The organism is Methanosarcina mazei S-6 (assembly GCF_000970205.1).
In the GTDB taxonomy this organism is placed as follows: domain Archaea; phylum Halobacteriota; class Methanosarcinia; order Methanosarcinales; family Methanosarcinaceae; genus Methanosarcina; species Methanosarcina mazei.
The window spans coordinates 377772-398714 of sequence record NZ_CP009512.1; the positions used below are offsets into that span (position 1 = coordinate 377772).

General features: G+C 43.3%; 24 protein-coding genes and 1 pseudogene. 17 read left to right on the forward strand and 8 right to left on the reverse strand.

Annotated features, from left to right (window positions below; all coding sequences use genetic code 11):
• Nucleotides 1-131: 131 nt before the first annotated feature.
• Nucleotides 132-1454, reverse strand: a complete 1323-nt coding sequence (locus MSMAS_RS01580; RefSeq protein ID WP_011032951.1) for a homocitrate synthase/isopropylmalate synthase family protein — start codon at nucleotides 1452-1454, stop codon at nucleotides 132-134.
• Nucleotides 1455-2231: 777 nt separating this feature from the next.
• On the opposite strand from MSMAS_RS01580, the gene cbiT reads away from it, so the two are divergent.
• The 8 genes from cbiT (at nucleotide 2232) to MSMAS_RS01620 (ending at nucleotide 7498) form a co-directional block, all read left to right on the forward strand.
• Nucleotides 2232-2786 carry a precorrin-6Y C5,15-methyltransferase (decarboxylating) subunit CbiT gene (cbiT, locus tag MSMAS_RS01585; RefSeq protein WP_011032949.1) on the forward strand — a complete coding sequence of 185 codons (555 nt, stop codon included), beginning with the start codon at nucleotides 2232-2234 and terminating at the stop codon, nucleotides 2784-2786.
• Between the two features lie 90 nt (nucleotides 2787-2876).
• The gene (locus MSMAS_RS01590; protein WP_011032948.1) at nucleotides 2877-3485 is read left to right on the forward strand and encodes a cobalt-factor II C(20)-methyltransferase; all 609 of its coding nucleotides are present in this window, start codon (nucleotides 2877-2879) and stop codon (nucleotides 3483-3485) included.
• A 178-nt stretch (nucleotides 3486-3663) separates the two neighbouring features.
• Nucleotides 3664-4392, forward strand: coding sequence for a cobalt-precorrin-4/precorrin-4 C(11)-methyltransferase (locus tag MSMAS_RS01595; RefSeq protein WP_011032947.1), 729 nt, complete (start codon nucleotides 3664-3666; stop codon nucleotides 4390-4392).
• A gap of 80 nt (nucleotides 4393-4472) precedes the next feature.
• Entirely contained in the window at nucleotides 4473-4925 is a 453-nt protein-coding gene (locus MSMAS_RS01600) for a cobalamin biosynthesis protein CbiG (RefSeq protein ID WP_268988867.1), read from the forward strand.
• A gap of 64 nt (nucleotides 4926-4989) precedes the next feature.
• Nucleotides 4990-5361, forward strand: coding sequence for a cobalamin biosynthesis protein (locus MSMAS_RS01605; protein ID WP_011032945.1), 372 nt, complete (start codon nucleotides 4990-4992; stop codon nucleotides 5359-5361).
• Nucleotides 5330-6127, forward strand: coding sequence for a precorrin-3B C(17)-methyltransferase (cobJ, locus tag MSMAS_RS01610; protein ID WP_011032944.1), 798 nt, complete (start codon nucleotides 5330-5332; stop codon nucleotides 6125-6127). Before MSMAS_RS01605 ends, cobJ begins: the two co-directional genes overlap by 32 nt.
• A complete protein-coding gene (locus tag MSMAS_RS01615) occupies nucleotides 6117-6848 on the forward strand; it encodes a precorrin-8X methylmutase (protein ID WP_011032943.1) in 732 nt (243 codons plus the stop codon). The genes cobJ and MSMAS_RS01615 overlap by 11 nt, the downstream gene beginning before the upstream one ends.
• A 206-nt stretch (nucleotides 6849-7054) precedes the next feature.
• On the forward strand, nucleotides 7055-7498 hold the full coding sequence (locus MSMAS_RS01620) for a hypothetical protein (RefSeq protein ID WP_011032942.1): 444 nt from the start codon (nucleotides 7055-7057) through the stop codon (nucleotides 7496-7498).
• 72 nt (nucleotides 7499-7570) lie between these two features.
• Here the strand turns inward: MSMAS_RS01620 and MSMAS_RS01625 are convergent, their stop codons facing one another.
• From MSMAS_RS01625 to MSMAS_RS01640, 4 genes are all read right to left on the reverse strand, one after another.
• Nucleotides 7571-8221 (reverse strand): cytochrome c biogenesis CcdA family protein, encoded by a 651-nt coding sequence (locus tag MSMAS_RS01625; RefSeq protein WP_011032941.1) that lies wholly within the window; start codon nucleotides 8219-8221, stop codon nucleotides 7571-7573.
• Nucleotides 8222-8502: 281 nt separating this feature from the next.
• Nucleotides 8503-9000 carry a thioredoxin family protein gene (locus MSMAS_RS01630; RefSeq protein ID WP_011032940.1) on the reverse strand — a complete coding sequence of 166 codons (498 nt, stop codon included), beginning with the start codon at nucleotides 8998-9000 and terminating at the stop codon, nucleotides 8503-8505.
• Nucleotides 9001-9305: 305 nt separating this feature from the next.
• Nucleotides 9306-10148: an Mrp/NBP35 family ATP-binding protein gene (locus MSMAS_RS01635; RefSeq protein ID WP_175413354.1), complete on the reverse strand. Its 843-nt coding sequence runs from the start codon at nucleotides 10146-10148 to the stop codon at nucleotides 9306-9308.
• A 49-nt stretch (nucleotides 10149-10197) separates the two neighbouring features.
• On the reverse strand, nucleotides 10198-10560 hold the full coding sequence (locus MSMAS_RS01640; protein ID WP_011032938.1) for a DUF134 domain-containing protein: 363 nt from the start codon (nucleotides 10558-10560) through the stop codon (nucleotides 10198-10200).
• A 209-nt stretch (nucleotides 10561-10769) separates the two neighbouring features.
• Between MSMAS_RS01640 and MSMAS_RS01645 the strand changes: the two genes are divergently transcribed.
• The 8 genes and pseudogenes from MSMAS_RS01645 (at nucleotide 10770) to MSMAS_RS01680 (ending at nucleotide 16039) form a co-directional block, all read left to right on the forward strand.
• The gene (locus tag MSMAS_RS01645) at nucleotides 10770-11135 is read left to right on the forward strand and encodes a NifB/NifX family molybdenum-iron cluster-binding protein (protein WP_011032937.1); all 366 of its coding nucleotides are present in this window, start codon (nucleotides 10770-10772) and stop codon (nucleotides 11133-11135) included.
• 94 nt (nucleotides 11136-11229) lie between these two features.
• Nucleotides 11230-11595: a NifB/NifX family molybdenum-iron cluster-binding protein gene (locus tag MSMAS_RS01650; RefSeq protein ID WP_011032936.1), complete on the forward strand. Its 366-nt coding sequence runs from the start codon at nucleotides 11230-11232 to the stop codon at nucleotides 11593-11595.
• Between the two features lie 45 nt (nucleotides 11596-11640).
• Nucleotides 11641-12495: an ATP-binding protein gene (locus MSMAS_RS01655; RefSeq protein WP_011032935.1), complete on the forward strand. Its 855-nt coding sequence runs from the start codon at nucleotides 11641-11643 to the stop codon at nucleotides 12493-12495.
• The gene (locus MSMAS_RS01660) at nucleotides 12492-13436 is read left to right on the forward strand and encodes an ATP-binding protein (protein ID WP_011032934.1); all 945 of its coding nucleotides are present in this window, start codon (nucleotides 12492-12494) and stop codon (nucleotides 13434-13436) included. The genes MSMAS_RS01655 and MSMAS_RS01660 overlap by 4 nt, the downstream gene beginning before the upstream one ends.
• A gap of 208 nt (nucleotides 13437-13644) precedes the next feature.
• Entirely contained in the window at nucleotides 13645-14340 is a 696-nt protein-coding gene (locus MSMAS_RS01665) for a DUF169 domain-containing protein (protein ID WP_011032933.1), read from the forward strand.
• Between the two features lie 189 nt (nucleotides 14341-14529).
• Nucleotides 14530-15063 (forward strand): DUF1847 domain-containing protein, encoded by a 534-nt coding sequence (locus tag MSMAS_RS01670; protein ID WP_048038139.1) that lies wholly within the window; start codon nucleotides 14530-14532, stop codon nucleotides 15061-15063.
• 108 nt (nucleotides 15064-15171) lie between these two features.
• Nucleotides 15172-15552 (forward strand): annotated as a pseudogene (locus MSMAS_RS01675) (DUF6444 domain-containing protein); the annotation flags it as partial.
• 34 nt (nucleotides 15553-15586) lie between these two features.
• Nucleotides 15587-16039, forward strand: coding sequence for a DUF1284 domain-containing protein (locus MSMAS_RS01680; RefSeq protein ID WP_015411491.1), 453 nt, complete (start codon nucleotides 15587-15589; stop codon nucleotides 16037-16039).
• A gap of 43 nt (nucleotides 16040-16082) precedes the next feature.
• Here MSMAS_RS01680 and hdrB read toward each other — a convergent pair whose 3' ends face one another.
• From hdrB to npdG, 3 genes are all read right to left on the reverse strand, one after another.
• Complete coding sequence (hdrB, locus tag MSMAS_RS01685) at nucleotides 16083-16985, reverse strand: CoB--CoM heterodisulfide reductase subunit B (RefSeq protein WP_048041296.1); 903 nt, start codon at nucleotides 16983-16985, stop codon at nucleotides 16083-16085.
• Nucleotides 16986-16998: 13 nt separating this feature from the next.
• Complete coding sequence (gene hdrC, locus MSMAS_RS01690) at nucleotides 16999-17484, reverse strand: CoB--CoM heterodisulfide reductase subunit C (RefSeq protein WP_011032929.1); 486 nt, start codon at nucleotides 17482-17484, stop codon at nucleotides 16999-17001.
• A gap of 556 nt (nucleotides 17485-18040) precedes the next feature.
• A complete protein-coding gene (gene npdG, locus MSMAS_RS01700; protein ID WP_011032927.1) occupies nucleotides 18041-18748 on the reverse strand; it encodes an NADPH-dependent F420 reductase in 708 nt (235 codons plus the stop codon).
• 620 nt (nucleotides 18749-19368) lie between these two features.
• On the opposite strand from npdG, the gene MSMAS_RS01705 reads away from it, so the two are divergent.
• The gene (locus MSMAS_RS01705) at nucleotides 19369-20919 is read left to right on the forward strand and encodes a S8 family serine peptidase (protein WP_230626462.1); all 1551 of its coding nucleotides are present in this window, start codon (nucleotides 19369-19371) and stop codon (nucleotides 20917-20919) included.
• Nucleotides 20920-20943 lie beyond the last annotated feature (24 nt).

Genomic DNA, 20943 nt, shown 5'->3' on the forward strand with positions numbered 1-20943 from the left:
TTCTCGGAGCACAATAAGTGGTAAAACTGATAATAAGAGATTAATTTGTGTAAGGTTAAATAAGGTTGATATCAGGTCTGAAAAACCTCACACCATTTAATCTGATATTTCTTTTTACCTTTTTTGTGACTTCATTCTTTTTCTTCTACAGGTTCCTGAATTTTCCCTCTGTTTTTGAGTTTTCCTCTGCCTGTTCGTGCAGGATCAGAGATTGGCTGATACAGGAAGTACTTTTCAACGTAAGCAAGGAGCTCTTCATCTGAGATACAGGAAACCCTCTCTTCTTTATCGTAAAGCTTCTGGATCTCTTTCTGGATCTTAAGCAGTCTCCTGTCGTCTTTTTCTACTACGGTTTCGACATCAAGGAGGTTATTTAAGGTTTCCTGAACCTTATAGCGTATTACTTCGAGGCCCGATGAATCACCTATGAGGAGAAGCCTTGTGCCCCCGACCAGTTCAGGAGGGTAGGGCTCATAGTTAAATGGATTTTTCAGGACGCCTGCGGCGTGGATGCCTGACTCATGGGCAAAGATATTTTTCCCGACAACAGCTTTATTTCTCGGGACTCTGAGTCCGAGCTCTTTTTCCATAAATTCCGCAAAACGGGTTACAGGCTCAAGGTTATATTTGTCAAAACCTTCAACCCTGTCAGCCAGGAAGAGAAGGATTTTTTCCATCTCGCTGTTTCCTGCACGTTCTCCTATTCCAAGGAAAGTCACACTTGTCCAGTTGGCTCCATGCCAGAAACCTGCAATCGAACTTGCGGAACCGAACCCGTAATCGTCATGGATGTGGGTTTCTATATTTTTGACCCCAATTTCTTTTTTAAGGTGCTGGATAATTTTCGGGATTCCGTATGGCTCATCGATATTCATGAACGGCATCCCGTACCCAACGGTATCGCAGACTCTTATTATACAGTCAGGGTCGATTTCCATTATCTTTTTTACAAGGGGGAAAACAAAGCCATAGTTATCAGCTCTTGTCATATCCTCAAGGTGAGCCCTTGTCTTCAGCCCGTGGTCAACAGCGTATTGAAGGGCATCGAGATATCTTTCTTCCGCCTCTTCCCTGCCTGAAAGTCTCATCTTGGAATGAATGTGCGTATCCGAGACCGACATCAAAATCCCGGTTTCTTCAATTCCGTCAACTTCCAGAATTTTATCTATGTCTGCTCTTGAAGACCTCGCCCATCCTGTAATTTCGGGGAATTCGTATCCCTTATCGAACATCAGGTCTACAGCGTCCCTGTCTCTTTTGTTGAATACAAAGGCTTCAAGTTTCTCGATCCCTATTTCGTGGAGGTATTCATAAATTTGAATCTTGTGTTCTCTGCTCAGGACTATTCCCGGCATCTGCGAACCGTCGCGAATGGTGCTGTCACTTATGAATACCTCGTTCCCATAGGGCAGCTTCAGCTTGGGGAGGTCCTCATATGATTCATATATTTTCATATATTCGTCTCCTATCTTTTTCAGGATGCATGGCCCTGTGTCGAGAGAGTGGGCTTACTCTGCTGGATTTTTGCTTCGAAAAAGATGCTGTTATGTATAAAGATCAGAAAATCAGGTATAAACCGAAGACGGTCATCTTCTTGTTAAAAAACATTTATTCTAAGAATTATCTCTTGTTTTTCATTTCAGGGGCGTTTTAAACTTCCTTAAATAGGCACTTCGGTATTTATAGAAATTTCGTTAATATACGCTGTTATGCTTAAAATCTCTTTCTTTTAAAATATCTATACTTTTTCTTAAATTTATAATTATAAAAACATTTTGAAGGTATATGGATAAATGTAAATTCCATACTCTCAACCTTTAATTTTTCCGGATTTCTTTTAAGAATTTTTTCTGATGAATAATCATCCGGTTTTCAGAGGGGCTCTATTCATGTTTTCAGGATACTATTATAGGATTCGGCTTACATGTGATGTAATATCTTTTATCTGTCAATTCTCTCTCCTTTTTATGTTTCATTAAAGTTTACTTTCCTTTGTTGCCCTTCTTGCCGATAATAAGGTATATCTACAGCAAGTTATATTTATAATCGGACAGATCTTAAATATCTAATATTATAAAAGTCTCTCACTATGCGACTGCATATGATTTGCCTTTTAATAATCACCTTCTGTCAGCTTTAATTGCTGTGTTCAATTAATATATTTTCAAAATAATATCACCATCTATTTAATTTAATTTAATATATTTGCTTTAATTTTCCCGAGGTAATACATGTCCGAAATAGTAAGTGTTAGCGGCGGTCCGACTAAACCGGAAATAATTGCAGTTTCCCTTTCCAAACTCGGACTTAAAGACGGGGACCGGTTTGCAGATGTCGGCTGCGGTACCGGGTCGGTCTCTATTGAAGCAGCCCGAATTGCTCGGAACCTGACTATCTATGCAATCGATGCCCGTAAAGAAGCTCTTCTCGCCACGGAAACAAATTTTAAGAATTTTGGGATTGAAAATGCCAGGATTCTAGCCGGCGAAGCTTCGGATATCCTTGGTTCAGAAAAGACTATTGATTCCATAGACTGCGCTTTTGTTGGAGGGACGAAAAACATTGGTTCCATACTTGCGAAGCTTGTTGAGAAAAAAGCCCGGAGCATTGTTGTAAACGCGGTCCGCATCGAAACCGTTGTCAGGACGATTGAGGCTATGAAGAGTCTGGATATTTTTGATGAGGTCATTCATGTTGCAGTCTCAAGAAGCTTCCCGATTGCCGGAGAGACAATGTTCAAACCCGAAAACCCGGTTTATATAGTTGTTGGAAAAAAGCAATCCTGAGATTCATTCTTTAATTACCATCAGATTAAATCACCATCAAGTTCATTAATTTACTCTTAATATTTACCTGTAAATTTATGGAGCGATAATATGTTAATAGGAGTAGGACTTGGTCCCGGAGACCCCCAGCTTTTGACCCTCAAAGCAGTGAACGTTTTGAAAAACAGCGATAAGGTATATGTTCCAGGCCGCCTGGCAAAAGACCTTGTAGCTCCTTATGTGGATGCAGAAATCCTTGAGTTCCCCATGATAAGGGATATCGAAGTCCTGAACACTCTCTGGAAAGAAAATGCAGACCGTATTGCCGACGAAGCAAGAAAAGGGACAGTGGCTTTCGGGCTTATAGGTGATCCAAACTTTTTCTCAACTTTCACTCACCTGAAAAAAGTTATGAACAGGCACTATCCGGATGTTGAGACCTCAACAGTGCCAGGAATAAGTTCTATCACATCTTTTGCTGCAAGGACTGATGTGGCTGTTGAGAGTTCCTTTGAGGTCAGTGACGGCTCTGATATCGGGTATAAGATCCACCTTAAAGCCACACAGCCGAGAAAGATAATCGAACAGCTTGAAACCGAAGGGTACAGGGAGTTTATTTTCGCAGAGAGGCTCTTTTCGGACAATGAAACGATTATCAGCAAAAAAGAAGATATTCCGGAAAAAGGGAACTATTTCAGCATTATTTACGGAAAGAAGTAAAGCTGCATGAAACAAATTTCTAGCGATAAAATGAGGTTTGAGTATTGTATAAATTGAATTTCTGTAATAATTGAACTTCTGTAGACAATTGAAAACCTCAATATGCAAATTAACCTCCTATAATCAAATTAATTCACTATAATTCTGAAATACTCAGGAAAGCAAAGGGAATGGTCAGATGGAAAGAAAAGTATATTTTGTAGGGGCAGGGCCTGGAAACCCCAAACTGATTACCGTTCTGGGACGTGAAATGCTCGAAAAAGCAGACCTTGTTATGTATGCGGGCTCCCTGGTAAACCCTGAAGTCCTTAATTACACTAAAGGGGAAACTGTGGACAGCTACGGGCTTACCCTTGACGAAACCACGAAAATAATCGCCGATGCGGTGGATGCAGGGAAGTTTGTGGTGAGGCTCCATAGCGGAGACCCCTCTCTTTACGGGTCTGTCATAGAACAGATGGAAGAGCTGAGAAAATACGATATTGAGGTAGAAAGGGTTGCAGGTGTCTCCTCGGTTTTTGCAAGTGCAGCAGCTCTCGGAACCCAGCTTACTCTTAACGGCGTTTCCGATACCCTTATCATTACCCGCCCTGCTGGAAAGACTCTGGAAAAAGACCTTATCCCCGAGCTTTCTGCTTATAACACCACAATGGCAATTTTCCTAGGCACCCAGAAGATCAGGGAAATAATGGACAAAGTCCGCTGCCCAAAAGATACTCCCGTTGCAGTTGTTTTCCACGCATCCTGGGAAGACGAAGAAGTTATTGCAGGGACTGTGGAAGATATCGCAGATAAGGTCAAAGATGCAGGAATTACACGCTCGGCAATGATTATAATCGGCGGAGTTGTCGACCCTAAAAACTACAGGAGGTCCTATCTATACGGAGTGGCCCAGGAACCGCTGTAATTACCTTTGAAAGGAACAGGGAAATTGCATCAAGGGTAGCAGAGCATCTTGAAGCCGACCTCCTTCTCTACGAAAAGGGCATCTTCAGGAAAGCCTTTGAAAATTACGGGGCAATCGTTGCAGTCTTTGCCACAGGCATTGTGGTAAGGGATATTGCCCCTCTTCTCGATAACAAGTGGTCAGACCCTGCAGTGGTTGTTGTGGACTCAAACCTTAATTTCGCAATTCCTCTCCTTGGAGGGCATCACGGGGCAAATGAGGTCGCCCGAAAAATTGCGGAGTTAGGTGCAGTCCCTGTGCTTACGACAGCTACTGAAGTTCACGGCAAACCCTCGGTGGAGGGCATAGCTGACAGGTTGGGCTGCGAAGTCTTCAATAAACAATCCACAATAGCTGTGAACTGTGCTCTCCTTGACCAGAATGTGGAGGTCCTTGAGGTTAAGGGTCCCAGGATTGTTGTTGTGGATGATGATGTTTCCGTGCTTGTGAGAAAAAAGCAGGCTGAAAGGGATAAAAGTGCCGGAAACAGCTAAAATTAAGGTTCATAGCTAAAATTAGGTTTATAAGTCAATAAATAATGAAACTGCATGAAAAGCAGTGGACAAAAGATTACTGATGATACTCGGTATCGGAACCCGCAGGGGCATTACAAGGGAAGAAGTCCTTGAAGCCGTAAAACAGGCGCTTGATGAGTGTGGTCTGAGTCTCCAGGAGATTACGGCTTTTGCCTCTGCAAAACTTAAAGAAAATGAGCGAGGTCTGCTGGAAGCAGGCGAATTTCTCGGCATTCCGGTTAATTTTTTGCCGGATGAAGTGCTGAACAGCTACAACCCTCCTTCATCCTCCCAGGCTTCGCGCTTCGGATTAAAAGGGGTTGCAGAGCCTGCTGCTCTGGCTCTCTCGGAAAAACACGAATTGATTTGCAGGAAGAAAGTCTATGGCAGAGTCACAATCGCAATCGCAAGATAAGGCATCCGGAAAACTCTATGTAGTAGGGATAGGACCGGGCTCAGTTGAACAGTTAACCCTCAAAGCCCGGGATGTAATCCTCAATGCCGATTATGTTCTTGGAAACAGCACTTACCTGGACCAGATGGAAAGCCTTCTCGGCTCTCAGGAAGTGATCCGCAGTTATATGGGAAAAGAGGTCGAAAGGGCACGAAAAGCTGTGGAACTTGCAAAAACCGCAAATGTCGTCATGATCAGTGGTGGGGACACCAATGTCTACGGCATGGCAGGAATAGTGCTTGAGGTAGCAGAACACGAGAACCTTGATGTGGACATTGAAATCCTTCCAGGGGTCACAGCGGTCCTTGCCGGGGCAAGCCTCCTGGGCGCACCAGTTGTTACGGATTTTGCGGTGATCAGTTTAAGCGACCTCTTAACTCCATGGGAAGTAATTGAAAAGCGGCTTAATATGGCTGCGGATGCCGACTTTGTGATAGGTCTTTACAACCCGAAGAGCCGCAAGAGAAAATCCAATTTTGCAAGGGCAATTGAAATTATTCGCAGGTACAAAGCCGATTCCGTACCTGTAGGGCTTGTAAAGAACGCCATGAGAGGCGAGGAAGAAGACCAGATCGTGACGACCCTTGGGGAAGTCATGAATTATGAGGACTGGGTGGACATGAGCACTGCTATTCTCATAGGCAACGGAGAGTCCAGGATCTGGAAGTCTCCGAAAAAGGATATAATAATAACTCCCAGGGGGTATCATAAGAAATATGACTACTGAACAAAAAGCCAATGAAAATGCAGGAAACCTTGAAAACCTCGAAGAATTTACCGAGCTTACAGTGGAAGTAGACCCCGAACTTGTAAAGATCTGCAATGACTCCGGGGCAAGGACTGATGAGGCAAAAGCCATCTACATGAAAAGCCGGACAATGATCCGTGAGATTGTCGGTAACTCCACTCCCGAAGACCGCTTCCGGCAGCGCTGTGTTATTGCAACAGGAGACCTTTCTGTCGCCGATATCATGCGTTTCAATAACGACCCCATACCTACAGGTGTTGAGGCAATTAAAAAAGGTGCCCCCATTTTTGTGGACATCAATATGGTAAAATCCGGGATCACAAAAGCCGGGCATAAATCCGAAATCATCTGCGTGCTTGACGAAGACCCCGACGCTAAAATCGCCAACAAGTACGGGATAACCAGGACATCGGCAGGTTTCCTGGCGGCAAGGGAAAAACTCGATGGAAGCATTATAGCTATTGGAAATGCTCCTTCTGCCCTTATTATGGTCTGCAAGCTTATTGAGAAAGGTGTAAGGCCTGCCCTTATTATCGGTCTTCCTGTCGGTTTTGTCAATGCAGCCGAATCAAGGGAAATGGTTAGAAACCTGAAAATCCCGATTCCTTCTATCAGCTGTGTCGGGACCAGGGGAGGGACTCCGATGGCTGTTGCCTGCGTAAACGAGCTCGTAGCAATCGCAAGAGAAAGTGAGGAGTAATCTCCCTGCTTTCTTTTTTAATTTTATTTTTTTCTCTGTTTTTTGTTCTGTCATCGGCTTATTAGTAGCCATCTGCATGATATTATTTCTCTTTTTTTTCTTTTGAATAAATTTATATCTGTAGCACCCCTTTTATTACAGGAGTCAAGAATGGACAAATAGTAATGTGCCTATTCTTTTTCACATCTCTTTTTTGGGGTGAACAATTGGGTAATGCTGCTAAGAAACTGGTTATTTCAGGTATCATTATTTTAATTACTATTTTACTTCTCTCTATCTCTATTCATTTTATGTTTAGAGGACCGGCAGCGCCTTTTTTCGTAATTCATAATCATGACATTATTAGTCATGAAGTAACAGTTGAAGTATTTGATCATAATAGCAAACCAATAGTAAATGAAACATATAATCTGGAACCTCATCGCGATTTTACAAAACGTCGTCCTTTGAGTGTACGGCTCAACAGAGAAAAAGAATATACATTTAAAGTAACTATGGATAAACAAATCACAAATATAAGTACGATGGAAATTCCAGGTCGTAAAACTTCAGTAAACATTCGTTTATATACCAAATCTGGTGAAACCATTCCCTATAACCCTAATCGTGAAGCTATCCCTATTCTCGTAGAGATTGTAGAATGGATGTGAGAAGAAATTAATTAGACTTATTATTTTTTCTTCTCAGGATTGAAATTTAAACTGAGTACTGACCTAATAAATTTAAAATAGCCACCAGAAGTGATTCTGGTAGACCATCCAGAGCCCGACAAGGATGAGCACTACTCCGGCCCCTTTCTTGAGTGCTGCGTCATACTTTGATATAAGTTTTATCTTTGAAGTGGAAAACTGAGCTGAGTATGCGAGCAGGAGCATGGGCACAGCAAACCCTGCAGAGTAAATCATAAGGGTTATTGCACCGTTAACAGTGCTTCCTTCCAGAGCTACCATTGTCAGGATTGATGCAAGGATCGGTCCCACACAGGGGATCCAGAGCACTCCCAGAGAAAGCCCTAAGAGGAGGCCGGAGACCGGACCTTTGTCATTCATTCCTGCAAGGAGGGGAAATTTTGCAAAAGCATTGAACAGGCCGATTTCAAAAATCATTGCAATACCCATTGCAATGATTAAGATTTCTGCCAGGATTTTTAACTGGGTTGTGTATGCCTGAAAAGCTGCTCCGAAGGCAGAGGTCACAATGCCCATAACGGTAAAAGATATGGTTACTCCAAGCACTATGGCAAGGGGCCTTAACTTTCCTTTTCCTGTAGAACTTGCAAGAACTGCAGGAAGAAGGGGAAGGATGCATGGGGACAGGATGCTGAGAACTCCTGCGCCAAATGCAACCACGGGGGAAATAGCTTCATAAGACATGGTTCTGATTTGACGTTTTATTGTTCAGTCATCTACGATTGCTGGTTGCACCAGTGAGTTACTGATCAATTACGAAGAGGCAAGTATATCTCACATATTTAAGAAAAATGTAAAGATATTCGTATGCTTACGTTTCTCAATAACCCCTGCTATTAAAGATACGTTTTTCATCCGAAAATCTGTTTTCAGTCCTAACCATTTAATATGTTTTATTTTCAGCTGATGATTTAATTTTCAGCTGGCGAGGAAGTTTAAAACTCAGATTTCACTGTATTGCTTTTTTATTTATTTACGTTTTCATGGTAAAGAATTGCTCTATCCAGGAGTTCTTCGTATACCTGTTTATCCATAACCCCAAGAACTCTTGCCTGGAATCTGTCTTTAGTGACGTTTCCGTTATCCTGCATGTAAACATACTCTCCGTCTTCAAGACCAACAACCACAAAGGAATCCGGAATATAAGACGTTACGAAATAAGCTGAAAGATTACGGCTCTGATCTATGTCTGCAGACATGACTGTGGCTTTTCCGGTGTATTCTGCTGCCAGGTCACTCAGGATGGGTTTCATCTGCTGGCACGGCCCACACCATTCAGCTCCGAATTTGATAAGGACCGGGCCTTCCTGTACGGATGTGTTAATCTGTTCCAGAGCGGTTAAGTTTTCAACAACACTTACCTGGATTTGCTGAGCGTCTGTGGAGTTGTCCCCGTCTTCAGTACAGCCTGCTGTAAAGAGTACAGCTGCAAGCAGGATCAGTAATATGACTAGCCTATTCATGTTCTCAACATTGATTCGTTCATTTGGTATTTCTTCAGGTTTTTAATATCAGTGATTTTCTCGTTACACTAATAATTTTCTTTTAATAGTCCTGAAAGCCTTTTTTCTGCAATAGAATTATCTATCATACACAAATAATTAACTGTAAACAATGATAACAATCATTTATTAATTTCCCGATTTAAGTTATGCGGTAGAATAGGATATCAATAACTATATTAGAGGCCCGTTGCAGACATGGGTTTTATATATAGAGAACTGATAAAAATAAAATAAGGAAAAAAGAGAAAACAAAGAAGTTTGACTTACTCTTTCTCAAGTATTTTTTCAACGGCGTCTACGACATTATCAAAATTCTTCTGCCATTCCGTGCCGTGTTTAAGCTGGTCCTGAACAACCGTGCCCCTGTCTTCCATTTCCGCGACTCCGGGTTCTATGGGAAGTCTGGCAAGGATGGGGATATTAAAGTCTTTTGAGGCTTTCTCGACGCCTCCGCTTCCGAAGACTTCTATGGGCTTGCCGCAGTGGGGGCAGATTAGCCCGTGCATGTTGTCCACAAGCCCTATTATGGGCACATTCAGTTTTTCCGAAAATGTGATTGATTTCCGAACACTTATAAGAGCCACGTCCTGAGGTGTCGTGACAAGTACGGAACCGTCACAGTTGGGGATAAGCTGTGCCACACTCAGAGGCTCGTCTCCGGTTCCAGGGGGCAGATCGATAATCAAAAAGTCAAGTGCTCCCCAGAATACTTCTTCAAGGAACTGCTTGATTGCTCCCATTTTGGCGGGCCCCCTCCAGATTATGGGCGAGTCTTTGTTTTCGAGCAGAAAACCAATAGACATCACTGAGAGATTGGGGAGCACCTCTATCGGGAGAATTCCTTCTTCGCTTACTCCAGGTCTTGCGGACTCCAATCCGAAGATCGTGGGGACCGTTGGACCGTGAATATCGCAGTCAAGAAGACCTACCCTGTGCCCGCGGAGAGCGAGCCCGACAGCGAGGTTTGCGGCAACCGTACTTTTCCCTACACCGCCTTTCCCGCTCATTACCATGATCTTACGCTTGATGCGCCTGAGGTTTACTACGATTTTCGGTTCCTCGGGCTTTTTTGATAAGCTTTCCAGTGGTTGAACCTTATCTGTCATTTTTATCGCCTGTATAAAATTTCCGCAACTTCCAGATTTTTCCGGATTTTTATATCTCTTTTTCACGAGTCAGCATCTTGTCAGCATCTTCATTGGTATCAGCAGTCTCGATCCTGATATAGTTACCGCCTTTAATTTCTATTGCTTTTCCGGTGCTCAGAGCAAGAGCTACTTTCATCCTGGCGGCTTTCAGATCTTCCCAGAAAGCTCTTCTCGATACTCCTACCCTTGTGGCTGCGTCTTCCTGCCTCAAGCCTTCGATATCTACAAGCCTGAGAGCTTCAAGTTCCTCTATTGTAAGGGATACCACCTCAAGGCCTGATAGTGGAACCCCTCTGGGCTTGAAGTATGTGATGTCAGGGGTTTGCTCGACGCGCCTTGGACATTTTGGCCTTCCTCTGCATTTTTTCATAGATTACTTATGCACATTGTGGAATAAATATATAACAATTTCTCTTTTCAAATAGAAAATTATAAATATTTACGCACATATGAGTGAAATTGTACTTTATATTTCTCTGACTTCCCCAGTCTGATAGGATTGACATGCATTTACTCACTTTAAATTTACAGAAAAATGCATATTTTGAGAGTCAGCGGATTATAACTGGAGTGTAAAATATGAAAATCTGCATAAGTGCGTGTGGAAAGGACCCTGATTCTGAAGTGGACCCTCAATTTGGAAGATGCAACTATTTCCTGGTGATCGACCCGGATGCAGGATCAATAAGCTCAATTAAAAACCCGGGTTCTGAAGCCTCAGGTGGCGCAGGAATTAAGGCAGCAGAGGCGGTTGTGGACGCAGGGGCAGATGTTCTCTTAACCGGAAGCTTGGGGCCAAACTCTTTTTCCGTACTTTCTGAAGCAGGCATTGAAATTTACTCCGGAGTCAGGGGCACGGTCTCCTCTTCTCTGCGAGAGTATCAGTCCGGAAAACTTTCCCCTCTCAAGAGTCCAAACGCTTCCAGTCATAGCGGTATGAAATAAAGTTTGACTTAAAGCTTAAACAGAATAAATCTTAAAAATATGGAAATTTGTAATAATACTTTATCCAATGTAACTTGATAAAAAGGTGACCTGAATGAAAGTATGTATACCCACTAAAGATAACAAAGGCATGGACGGAACTGTAGAGCAACATTTCGGAAAAGCCCCCACCTATACAATCCTTGATACTGAAACCGGGGAAGTTTCCGTGATCCCCAATACCAGTGAGCATATGGGCGGAGTGGACCTGCCTCCTGAGTTTCTGCGTAAGAATGGAGTTGAAATCATGTTATGTGGAGGGCTGGGATACAAAGCTGTTAAGATGTTTGAGTCTTGTGGGATCAGTGTTTTTGTGGGTGCTGGAGGCACGGTTCAGGATACAATAGAAGCCTGGAGAGCAGGTCAGTTCAACAATGCCAGTGCCGAAAATACCTGTGCGGAACATGAGCACCATCACTGAAGTGCCTGTTTTTTAATCTACATGTAAAGAGGGAAGTTACATCCAATGAAAATTGCAATAGCAAGTGGCAAAGGTGGTACCGGTAAAACAACGGTTGCAGTAAACCTCGCACTCGCTCTCGAAGAGGTGCAGCTTTTTGACTGTGACGTGGAAGAGCCCAATTGCAACCTGTTCCTCGGATTTGAAATGGAGCCTGTAGAAGAAGTGGTTTTCCTGGTTCCTGAGATCAATCCTGACAAATGTACACTTTGCAGGGGTTGTTCCGATTTCTGCAGATATAATGCCCTGGCTGCTATTCCCAATAGGATTCTTTCATTTCCCTCCCTCTGCCACGGCTGTGGAGGCTGCAGTTTTGTCTGTCCGGCAGGAGCTATAGAAGAAAAGCCCGAGACCATTGGAATTATCCAAAAAGCACTTTCCGACTCTCCTCTTACATTTTTCTGCGGTACTCTGAAAATAGGGAAAGCCACGGCAACACCTGTCATAAAGTCTCTTCAGAATCATATCGATGAAAGCAGACCTGCAATTATTGATTCCCCCCCGGGGACTGCATGTCCGGTCCTTGCGGTTATGGGATTTGCGGACTATTGTGTGCTTGTAACAGAGTCTACACCTTTTGGCTTCCATGATTTCTGTCTTGCTCTGGAAGCTGCGAGGGCTCTTAATGTACCGGTTGGAGTCGTCCTTAACCGGGACGGGTTAGGAGATTCAAGAGTGGAAGATTTTTGCAGGGCTGAAGGAATACCTATTCTGCTCCGTATTCCCAATGACAGGACAATTGCAAGGCTCTATTCGGAAGGCATTCCTTTTGTTAAGGAGATGCCTGAATGGAAAAAACAGTTCAAAGATATGTTTGAAACTATAAAAACAGGGCTCTATGAAAGTAAGGGGGTACAATGAAGCAACTGGCCATAATTAGCGGAAAAGGCGGTTGTGGAAAGACCACACTTACAGCTGCCTTCTCTTCTCTGTCAGAAAATGCTGTACTTGCGGACTGCGATGTTGATGCATCTGATCTGCCTCTTATTCTTAAGCCTCAGGTAATTAAAAGAGAAGACTGTCTGGGCCTCGAGCTTGCTTCCATTGATCCCGATCTATGTACTGGTTGCGGTATCTGTCTTGAGATGTGCAGGTTCGGAGCGGTTAACGAAGATTTTACGATAAACCCGTATAGCTGCGAAGGTTGTGCAGTCTGTACTGTCGCCTGCCCGGAAAATGCGGTGTCTTTGATGCCGAGAGTTGCCGGGCAGGCATTTTCCTCCATGACCCGTTTCGGGCCCATGGCTCATGCAAAACTGGGAATCGGTGAGGAGGCGAGTGGAAAACTTGTGAATATGGTCAGAAAAAAGGCAGCAGAACTTGCAGACCAATATTGCTGCAAGCTCGTTATAATTGACGGCCCTCCAGGTACCGGCTGTCCGGTTATTGCTGCTATTACCGGAACTGATCTTGTCCTTGTGCTCAGCGAACCAACGGTTTCCGGAATTCATGACCTGAAACGGGCAATAGAGCTCACCACACACTTCAAAATCCCAGCTGTCGCCTGCATTAACAGATATGATATTAACAAGAAAAAAAGCCTTGAAATTGCGGATTTTTGCAGGGACGCTGGAATTCCTCTCCTTGCCTGTTTACCCTACTCTGATGTGACCACACAGGCAATGCTGATGGAAGAATCTGTAATAGAGTATGCTGCTCGCTCCAGGGATTCGGAGGCTATGAAGTTTGCAAATATTGTCCGCAAGCTCTGGGCAGAGATTGAAACAGGGCTTTCAGAGTTTCCGGACAAAGATAAGTATTCAAAAGCCCTCGAGGTCAGGGAGTTCAAAACTCCGGAATGATCATAGGCCAGAAGTTAGAAAGTTAAATAATATGGCAGTTGTTAATTAGTATGGTAATTTATTCTTTTAACATTGCTGTGAATATTATGGTTTAGAGGTAATTTTGTAACAGCAGGCAATTCTATAGTAGTAAGGATAGTTCTATAGTAGTTCAATAAGCAGTAAATTCGACGAGTAGTGGTTCACAAATAGTCGGTGAGGGAATAACATGGATTATACTCAGCTTGCAGAGAAACTGGTCAAGTACCTTGGCCTTAAATACGAACCGGTTGCAGTGAAAGTTATTAAGAAAGGAGAGCCGATGCCCGAAGGGTACAGCGAGCCCGATAAAAATCTCAGGCACTGCCAGTCCATTATGAAAGCCAGAAAAGGAGAGTCTTTTATAATTCCTGCTGATAAGCATGCCTGCGTGGTAGGAGCTTCAAGCCTGGGGATTATCCCTACACCTGAAAAGGTAGCTTCGGGGGAGTTCCATCATAACCTGGGGATGTTTGACAGCGTGGAAGCTGCAGCCGAAATGATAGGTAAACGCCCTAAGTTTGAGCCTGAAAGCAGGGTTGCAACCGTCGTAGGCCCTCTGAAAGATGCAAAAGTTGACCCTGACGTGGTTATTCTTGTAGACAGGCCGGAAACCATTTACTGGATTATTCCTGCAAGCACTTACCATAAAGGCGGAAGGGCTAACTTTAGCAGTGCGGCTTTCCAGGCAACCTGCGCCGATACAACCATCCTGCCAAACCTGACAGGAGAAATAAATATTTCTTTAGGCTGCTTCGGGTGCAGAAAAGCTACGGACATCGAAAATGATGAAATGCTTGTGGGCATTCCTTTCAATAAACTTGAAGAAATTGTTAACGTTCTTGAAAAGCTCTATGAAGGTCCTATGCCTAAGGCAAGGAAGTAAACTTCTTGAGACTTTAATTTTTCCTTATTTTTCAATGAGATTTTTTTCTTTTTTCATTGAGCTTTTTTAATCTGGTTTGCTCATCATAAGCTCTCCAGTATATTTCTTTATTTTATGGAAATATTTATACCTGCAAAGTTTATTTATGATTGTAGTACCTATCGTGTTAAAGACCCCGGGAGAAAAAGTGTGCAGTGCGCGTTGTGCAGGAATAAGGAATGCCTGATAGGCAAAAACTGCTCTGTTATAAAATCGGGACTTGATTACAGCGGCGATAACCTTAAGTCAATCCAGATTTCAGCCTGGCTTGAATCGGACCCTACCAAGAGAACAAAGCTAGAGGAAATTGCAATTTACTCGAAAAGGCTCGGGTACAGAAAGATAGGTATCGCTTTCTGTATCGAACATGAAAGGGAAGCAAGGCTTGTTTACGACATCCTTTCAAGGTATTTCGATGTATTTTCAGTTTGCTGCAAGGTTTGCAGTATTGAAAAAGAAAGCCTGGATATCAGGAAAACCGTTGAATCGGAATTTGAGGCGGCCTGTAATCCCATAGGGCAGGCTCTTCTCCTTAATGATGACCGAACTGACCTCAATATTATGCTCGGTCTTAAAACAGGTTATGACATTCTATTCGCAAAATATTCGGAAGCCCCTTCAATAACGCTTCCTCTTCTGGAACTTCCCTCTACTGGGGATTCCGAGATCGATTTTATAGAATAAAATTTAAATCTGGTGTAACTATTCAGGTAGAGCCTTTGAAAGGCTACAATTTTTCCTCTTTTCGAGGAAAAATTGCATATAAATTGAATCCTATTTCCTTTCGTTATTATGCTTACACGTGAAGAGATTCTTATCATTTATGACGCTGGTCCTGAAGCTGTAATTTCTGTAATCCAGAGGCTTGAGACTATCATAGAAGAACAATCTATTCGTATTGCTGAACTCGAAGAACGTGTAAAGGTATTAGAATCTCGTTTAAACCAAAACAGTCGTAACAGCAGTCGCCCTCCTTCTACTGATTTTTTTATCAAGGAGAAACCTAACCCCAAGAGTCTCCGTAAAAAGAGTGGCAAAAAACCTGGAGGTCAAGATGGTCATCCAGGAACAACTCTTGAAATGGTTGATCATCCTGAGTAGGTAATAGAACATTCTTTGAGTTGCTGCAAAGAATGTGGCCATACTCTTGAGAATGTTGAAGTTGAAGCCTATTTTTATTTGCGATGCTAAAACACCGGAGAAATACATGCCAGAAAAATCTACATCTAAATTGGAAACTGATTCTGAACGCGACTCTGAACTCCTGAAAATCAGGGCACATCACCTCTGCTGCATCCAGGGATTCCAGGGATATGGATATAGTCCTGCATTTGTTGCCAATATGCGGGCTGTGATTTCGGATCTGGAATCTCTCCCTTCCAGGCCTCTTAAGCTTGTGACAGAATGTGATGCAATCTGCGTTTCCTGCCCGAGCAAAAGGGAGTGTACTATTCAGGAATCTATCCTCTCCCGCAGGATTAGACAGATGGATCTTGTTGTCCTGGATAAATTAAAAATAGAGGATGGAAGCGTTATAAATGCAGATGAAGCTTTCGGGCTCATAAATTCCAGAATTAACAGTTCTTCGGATGTTGAAGAGGTCTGCGGAACCTGCAAGTGGAGGCAAAAATGCCTCTGGTATATGCAGGCAGGCAAATAAAAGCCGGCAGGAAAATGTTTTCTGCAGTTTCATATCCTGCAGTTCAACTTAAACCTGCACTGATCTCATATATTTTTGCTAAAAACTCGATGTTCTGAACCGCATTCTGTTCTATGCCCAGCTGGTCCGGAGAAAAGCCGAGAGCGAGGCCGAGAAGCTGAGAATAATGAAGGACCGGAATGGAATAGTCTGTTCCGAATTTTTCATTGACAGCAATCTGCCCTCTGTCAAACTGAAGGTGACAGAACGGGCAGGCATTGACTATGCAGTCCACTCCTGCTTTACAGATACAGTCAAGTTTATGTTCGAGCATTTCCAGGGATTCGTCAGCATACCCTGAACGTACTCCTCCTCCTGCACCGCAGCACATCATTTTGTCGGTATAGTCCACACTCTTCGCGCCAGTGGCTTCAACCAGCTCATCAAAGAATACCGGTGACTCCGTATCTCCTAGATTCCTGTCCTTCGAGGGCTTTATCAGGTGGCATCCGTAATGCAGGGCTACTTTCAGGTCGAGGGGAGTTGTAATATACTCTTTAAGTTTTTCGGGTCCGAATTCTTTGTATAAAAACTCGATTATGTGCCTTATCTCTGATGTTCCCCTGAATTCCATACCTATTTCTTTAAGACAGCTATTTGTGCAGGCTTTCATTTCAGGGTCTTTTTTAAGTTCCATATTGGCGTCTGCCAGTGACCCATAGCAGCCATTGCAAACTGTCAGGACATCTCTCTCCATCCTTTCCGAAAGAACAATATTCCGGCTTGCAAGGGCGAGCCAGGTTGCTTTATCAAAAGACTTGAACACTCCAGGGGCAGGGCAGCATGACGCTCCCGGCAGGTCACATGCATCGATTTCAAGCCTCTGCAGGCAGAGTTTGGTTGCTTTTTCAATTCCGGGATAGCGGTTGGGTACGATACAGCCAAGGAATAGCGATAATTTGTTCATTACTTCTGCCTCCTTACTTTTCAGCTGCCAGTTCATCGAATTTGCAGGTTTTGAGGAGAGCCTTCAGTTCCTCAAGAGCTTCAGGATACTTCTGGACAGTTTCAGGTATGGGGTCCAGCCCGAGTTCCTCTCTCTTTTTCTTTGTCTCTTCGTCAAGGGGGACTGCGTGTCCGCATTCAAGCACCAATTCCGAGACGCGGCGGTGTTCAGGGCGCATAAATCCCTTTCTTACTGCCAGCCTCCTGAGCTCAAGAAGGGCATCTGTGATAGGTATTCCGCGCGGGCAGCGCTCCTGGCAGGTGTAGCAGGTTGTACAGAGCCAGAGGGCATCATCTGACAGAACAGTAGCTCTGTTCTTGCGTGCGTCCCGAATTATTCTTCGGGTATTAAGCCCGGTATGCCGTCCCGAAGGGCAGCTTCCTGTGCATGTGCCGCAATGCATGCAGGAAAGCACGTCCAGTCCCGCAGCCTTTAACACTTTTAGCAGTTCTTCGCTCATACAGATTCACTGTCTGGTTTTCGATTGATTTTTTCCTTTTTAAAAAATAAGTGTAACCGAAAGAAGCAGGTAAGGAAGAAACTCTGCAGCCAGATCCTGATACTGACGGGCAGGTTTCTAATTTCAAAATGATGATTACTTCCAGAGGAAGCTTTTAGAATTTTTTCAGTTCTATTTTCCTTTCAGAAGGATTTTTAGAATTTTTTCAGTCCTATTATATTCGTATTACTCTTATGATATTTAACATGAGCTAAATTTATCCGGGATTAAAATCAGGAAAAAGAATTTTTAAGTTCCACATACGCATCGGAGGATCATTAAAAACAATACACCTGATTCCTTCAGGGATGAAACTAAGCGTATTTCTGGCTTTACTTTTCCACGGTTTATGTCCTGAGAAATTATTTTGTTTTTTCGCTCCAGAGTATTTATCCCAATTTATATGCCCTATCTCATATAAGAGAAATTTTTTGAGTAAGCCCTTCACCCTTTAATTCCTTTTTCGGCAAACTTCATTCCTTATATACGTTTTCCCTGACATTTTTGCCTGGATTGTTCAGGAGAAATTTATTCCGAGGTCTTTAAGCCCGTTCAATTTCGCCAGATTTATAAGTAGCGGGGTCAGGGATTCCATGGTAGCTGCCTGCTTAAGGGGGCCTCCATCAAGGGGTTTGAGGCATCCCATATGCCGTGTAAGCTCCATGACCAGTTTCTTTGCCTCTTCGTCATCGCTGCAAACAAGTGCGTCGTGCACTGCTTTGCATTTAACAACATCCTTGAGTTTTCCTGCAGGAATATTATGGAAGGCTGCAACAACTTTCGTGGTCTCCGGGACATTTTTCTGGATTGCAAGAGCTGCCGAACCCTCTGCAGGAGGCCTGTACGCCATAAAGCTACCTTCTTTCACCATTGGGACTACCGGAGAAATAACTATTTTATTCTCAAGTGTCTCTTTTATTTCTTCCAGAAGAGGAAGAACATGGTCAAAACGGATCGTGAGTATTGCCATTTCGGCTGCTTTTGCAGCTTCAAAGTTATTCATTCCGGTAATCTTTATGCCGGACGTATCGAACCCGCAGTTCTCAAGTTCTGATAACGCTTTTTTTGCAGCTTCTTCTGCAGTTTCCAGAGATCTGGATCCAATAATTATCTCATTCTTCACACCTTCAGGCATAAGGTTTTGAAGGGCAAGTCTCAGTACCATTCCTTCTCCTATATTGCCGGTTCCTCCTAGAACAGCTATTTTTAGCTTTTCAGAATTCAATTGAACAGGACCTCCAGTTTGCTATGTCTTCCCATAACATATGTCAGGAAGTTAATATATCTTCTGTCTTAAATCATATGATTATAATACTTAATGTTATATAGGAATTATTTCATTAAGTTATTCTATTTTTTCCAGGATTTTCTTTAATTATCTCTGCCTTATGCTATTCTTTATTTTTTGATTTTGAATATTCTTTTTCTAATAGTTAATGGAAATATTTATAATGTTTCTCGTTATATGTTAAAATAAATTAATTCTGTCGATGGGTTGTTTCAGGAATTACTTCACATATACCTGTATCCTGTCTACAGTCCTGACCTGCTACATAAGCAACATCGGGGGTAGTGTATCTGGGGAGTTACACCGCAAAAATACTTTATTTATTAACGCTGGCTACGGTATTTACATGTCTACTTTTTTCTACCAGTTTTGTAGTGCATGGAGAGGGAGGGTCTTCAGGATCTGAACAGGAAACTTCTGATTCACTGCCTCAAGAAAACGTTTTATCTAATAAAGAGATCTCATACTCTGTCTCGTCTATTTTGAAACAGACTGATCACGATTCGAGAATAACTTCTAAAAAAACAATTGAAAATAAAAAAGAAACTGAAGAAGCCTTGGAAGCATATGTTCAGCTCTTTCCCGGTACAGGTGCAGAAGTCCTGGCTCCTCTTTCCGAGCTTAAAGAATGGGACGAAGATTCCAGTATAGCTGCAGTCTGCGTTAAACCGGGATCAATTGAAGAGCTCTACTCTCTTGAAGGCGTGCGTTCTGTCGAGCTGGCTGTTCCTCCCGTTATCAGAAAAATTGAGAGGGGAGATAAAGAGTCTCTTTCTTCATGGAGCTTCTGGAAACAGGGCGGTATAAGTGGAACCGGAATTAAAATAGGGATAATTTCCGATGGAGTAGAAGACATCTCTGAAGCTGATAGATCGGGAGCCCTTCCTGAAAGCGTGCATGTCCTTTCTCCGGGAAAAGGAACTGAAGGGACTGTAATACTCGAAGTAGTCCATAAGGTGTCTCCGGGTGCAGAACTTTACTTCCACAGCGCAGGAAACAACAAGCTTGAATTTAACAGGGCAATTGACGCTCTTATCGCCGAAGGCTGCCAGATTATCTGCGATGACGTTGGCTGGCCTGACGAACCTTTTTTTGAAGATGGTATTGTAGCTTCTCATGTCAGAGAGGTTATTGAAAGACAGGATATTCTTTATGTGAGCGCAGCAGGCAACGATGCAGGGCGTCATTATCAGGGAATGTTTTTTGACAATGGGTCAGGCTGGCATGATTTCAGCTCAGGGACCAGTGATTCCAGAAATATTTATATGGACGTACCTCAGGGAGAAAAAATAACTGTAGTTCTTCAGTGGAATGACCCCTGGAACTGCTCCGAAAACGACTATGACCTCTATCTGTGTGACCGCTGCAGCGGGGAAGAACTGGATGCAAGTGAAAAGGTTCAGGGCGGCACAGAAAAACCTCTCGAATACATTCAGTACACCAATATGGAAGACACCATAAAAAAAGTGAACATTTCAGTTAAAAAACACTGCGGGCAGGACAGGATGCTGGAGATTTATATTTACGGAAACTCTTCAGTAAAGATCCATCCGGATAATCTGGTTGAGGAGGACTCTGTATTCGGGCACCCTGCCGTCCAGGATGTTATCTGTGTTGGAGCGGTTGATTCTGGAAATTTGCAGAAAAGCATAGCGTCATACTCCTCTCGCGGTCCTGTAAGCATTTACTACCCTGAGTACGAGTTAAGGAACAAGATAGACCTTAGCGGGCCCGGGAGTGTGAGAGTTTCAGGCACAAACGGGAAGGGAAGCCTTTTTGCAGGTACAAGTGCTTCTGCTCCATCCGTAGCGGGAATCGGGGCTCTTGTCTGGAGCATGTGCCCTGAAAAAAACAGCAGTGAAATACGCGAGATCCTGTGTTTTTCAGCCGAAGACCTTGGAGATCCGGGTTATGATACCGTTTTCGGGCACGGCTCTGTCAATAGCAACACAGCTCATTCTCTAAAAAAACTTTACGCAGATTCCAGCTTATCATCGAAAACATATGGAGTCTCATCTGCAGAAACAAGAGGAACATTTTCACTGAAAAATTCCATACCCTTTGAACAGCTCTGCTCTCTCGCAAAATTGTCTTCGAGAGACAGGTAAAGGGACTTCTCAGGCGAAAAGGCA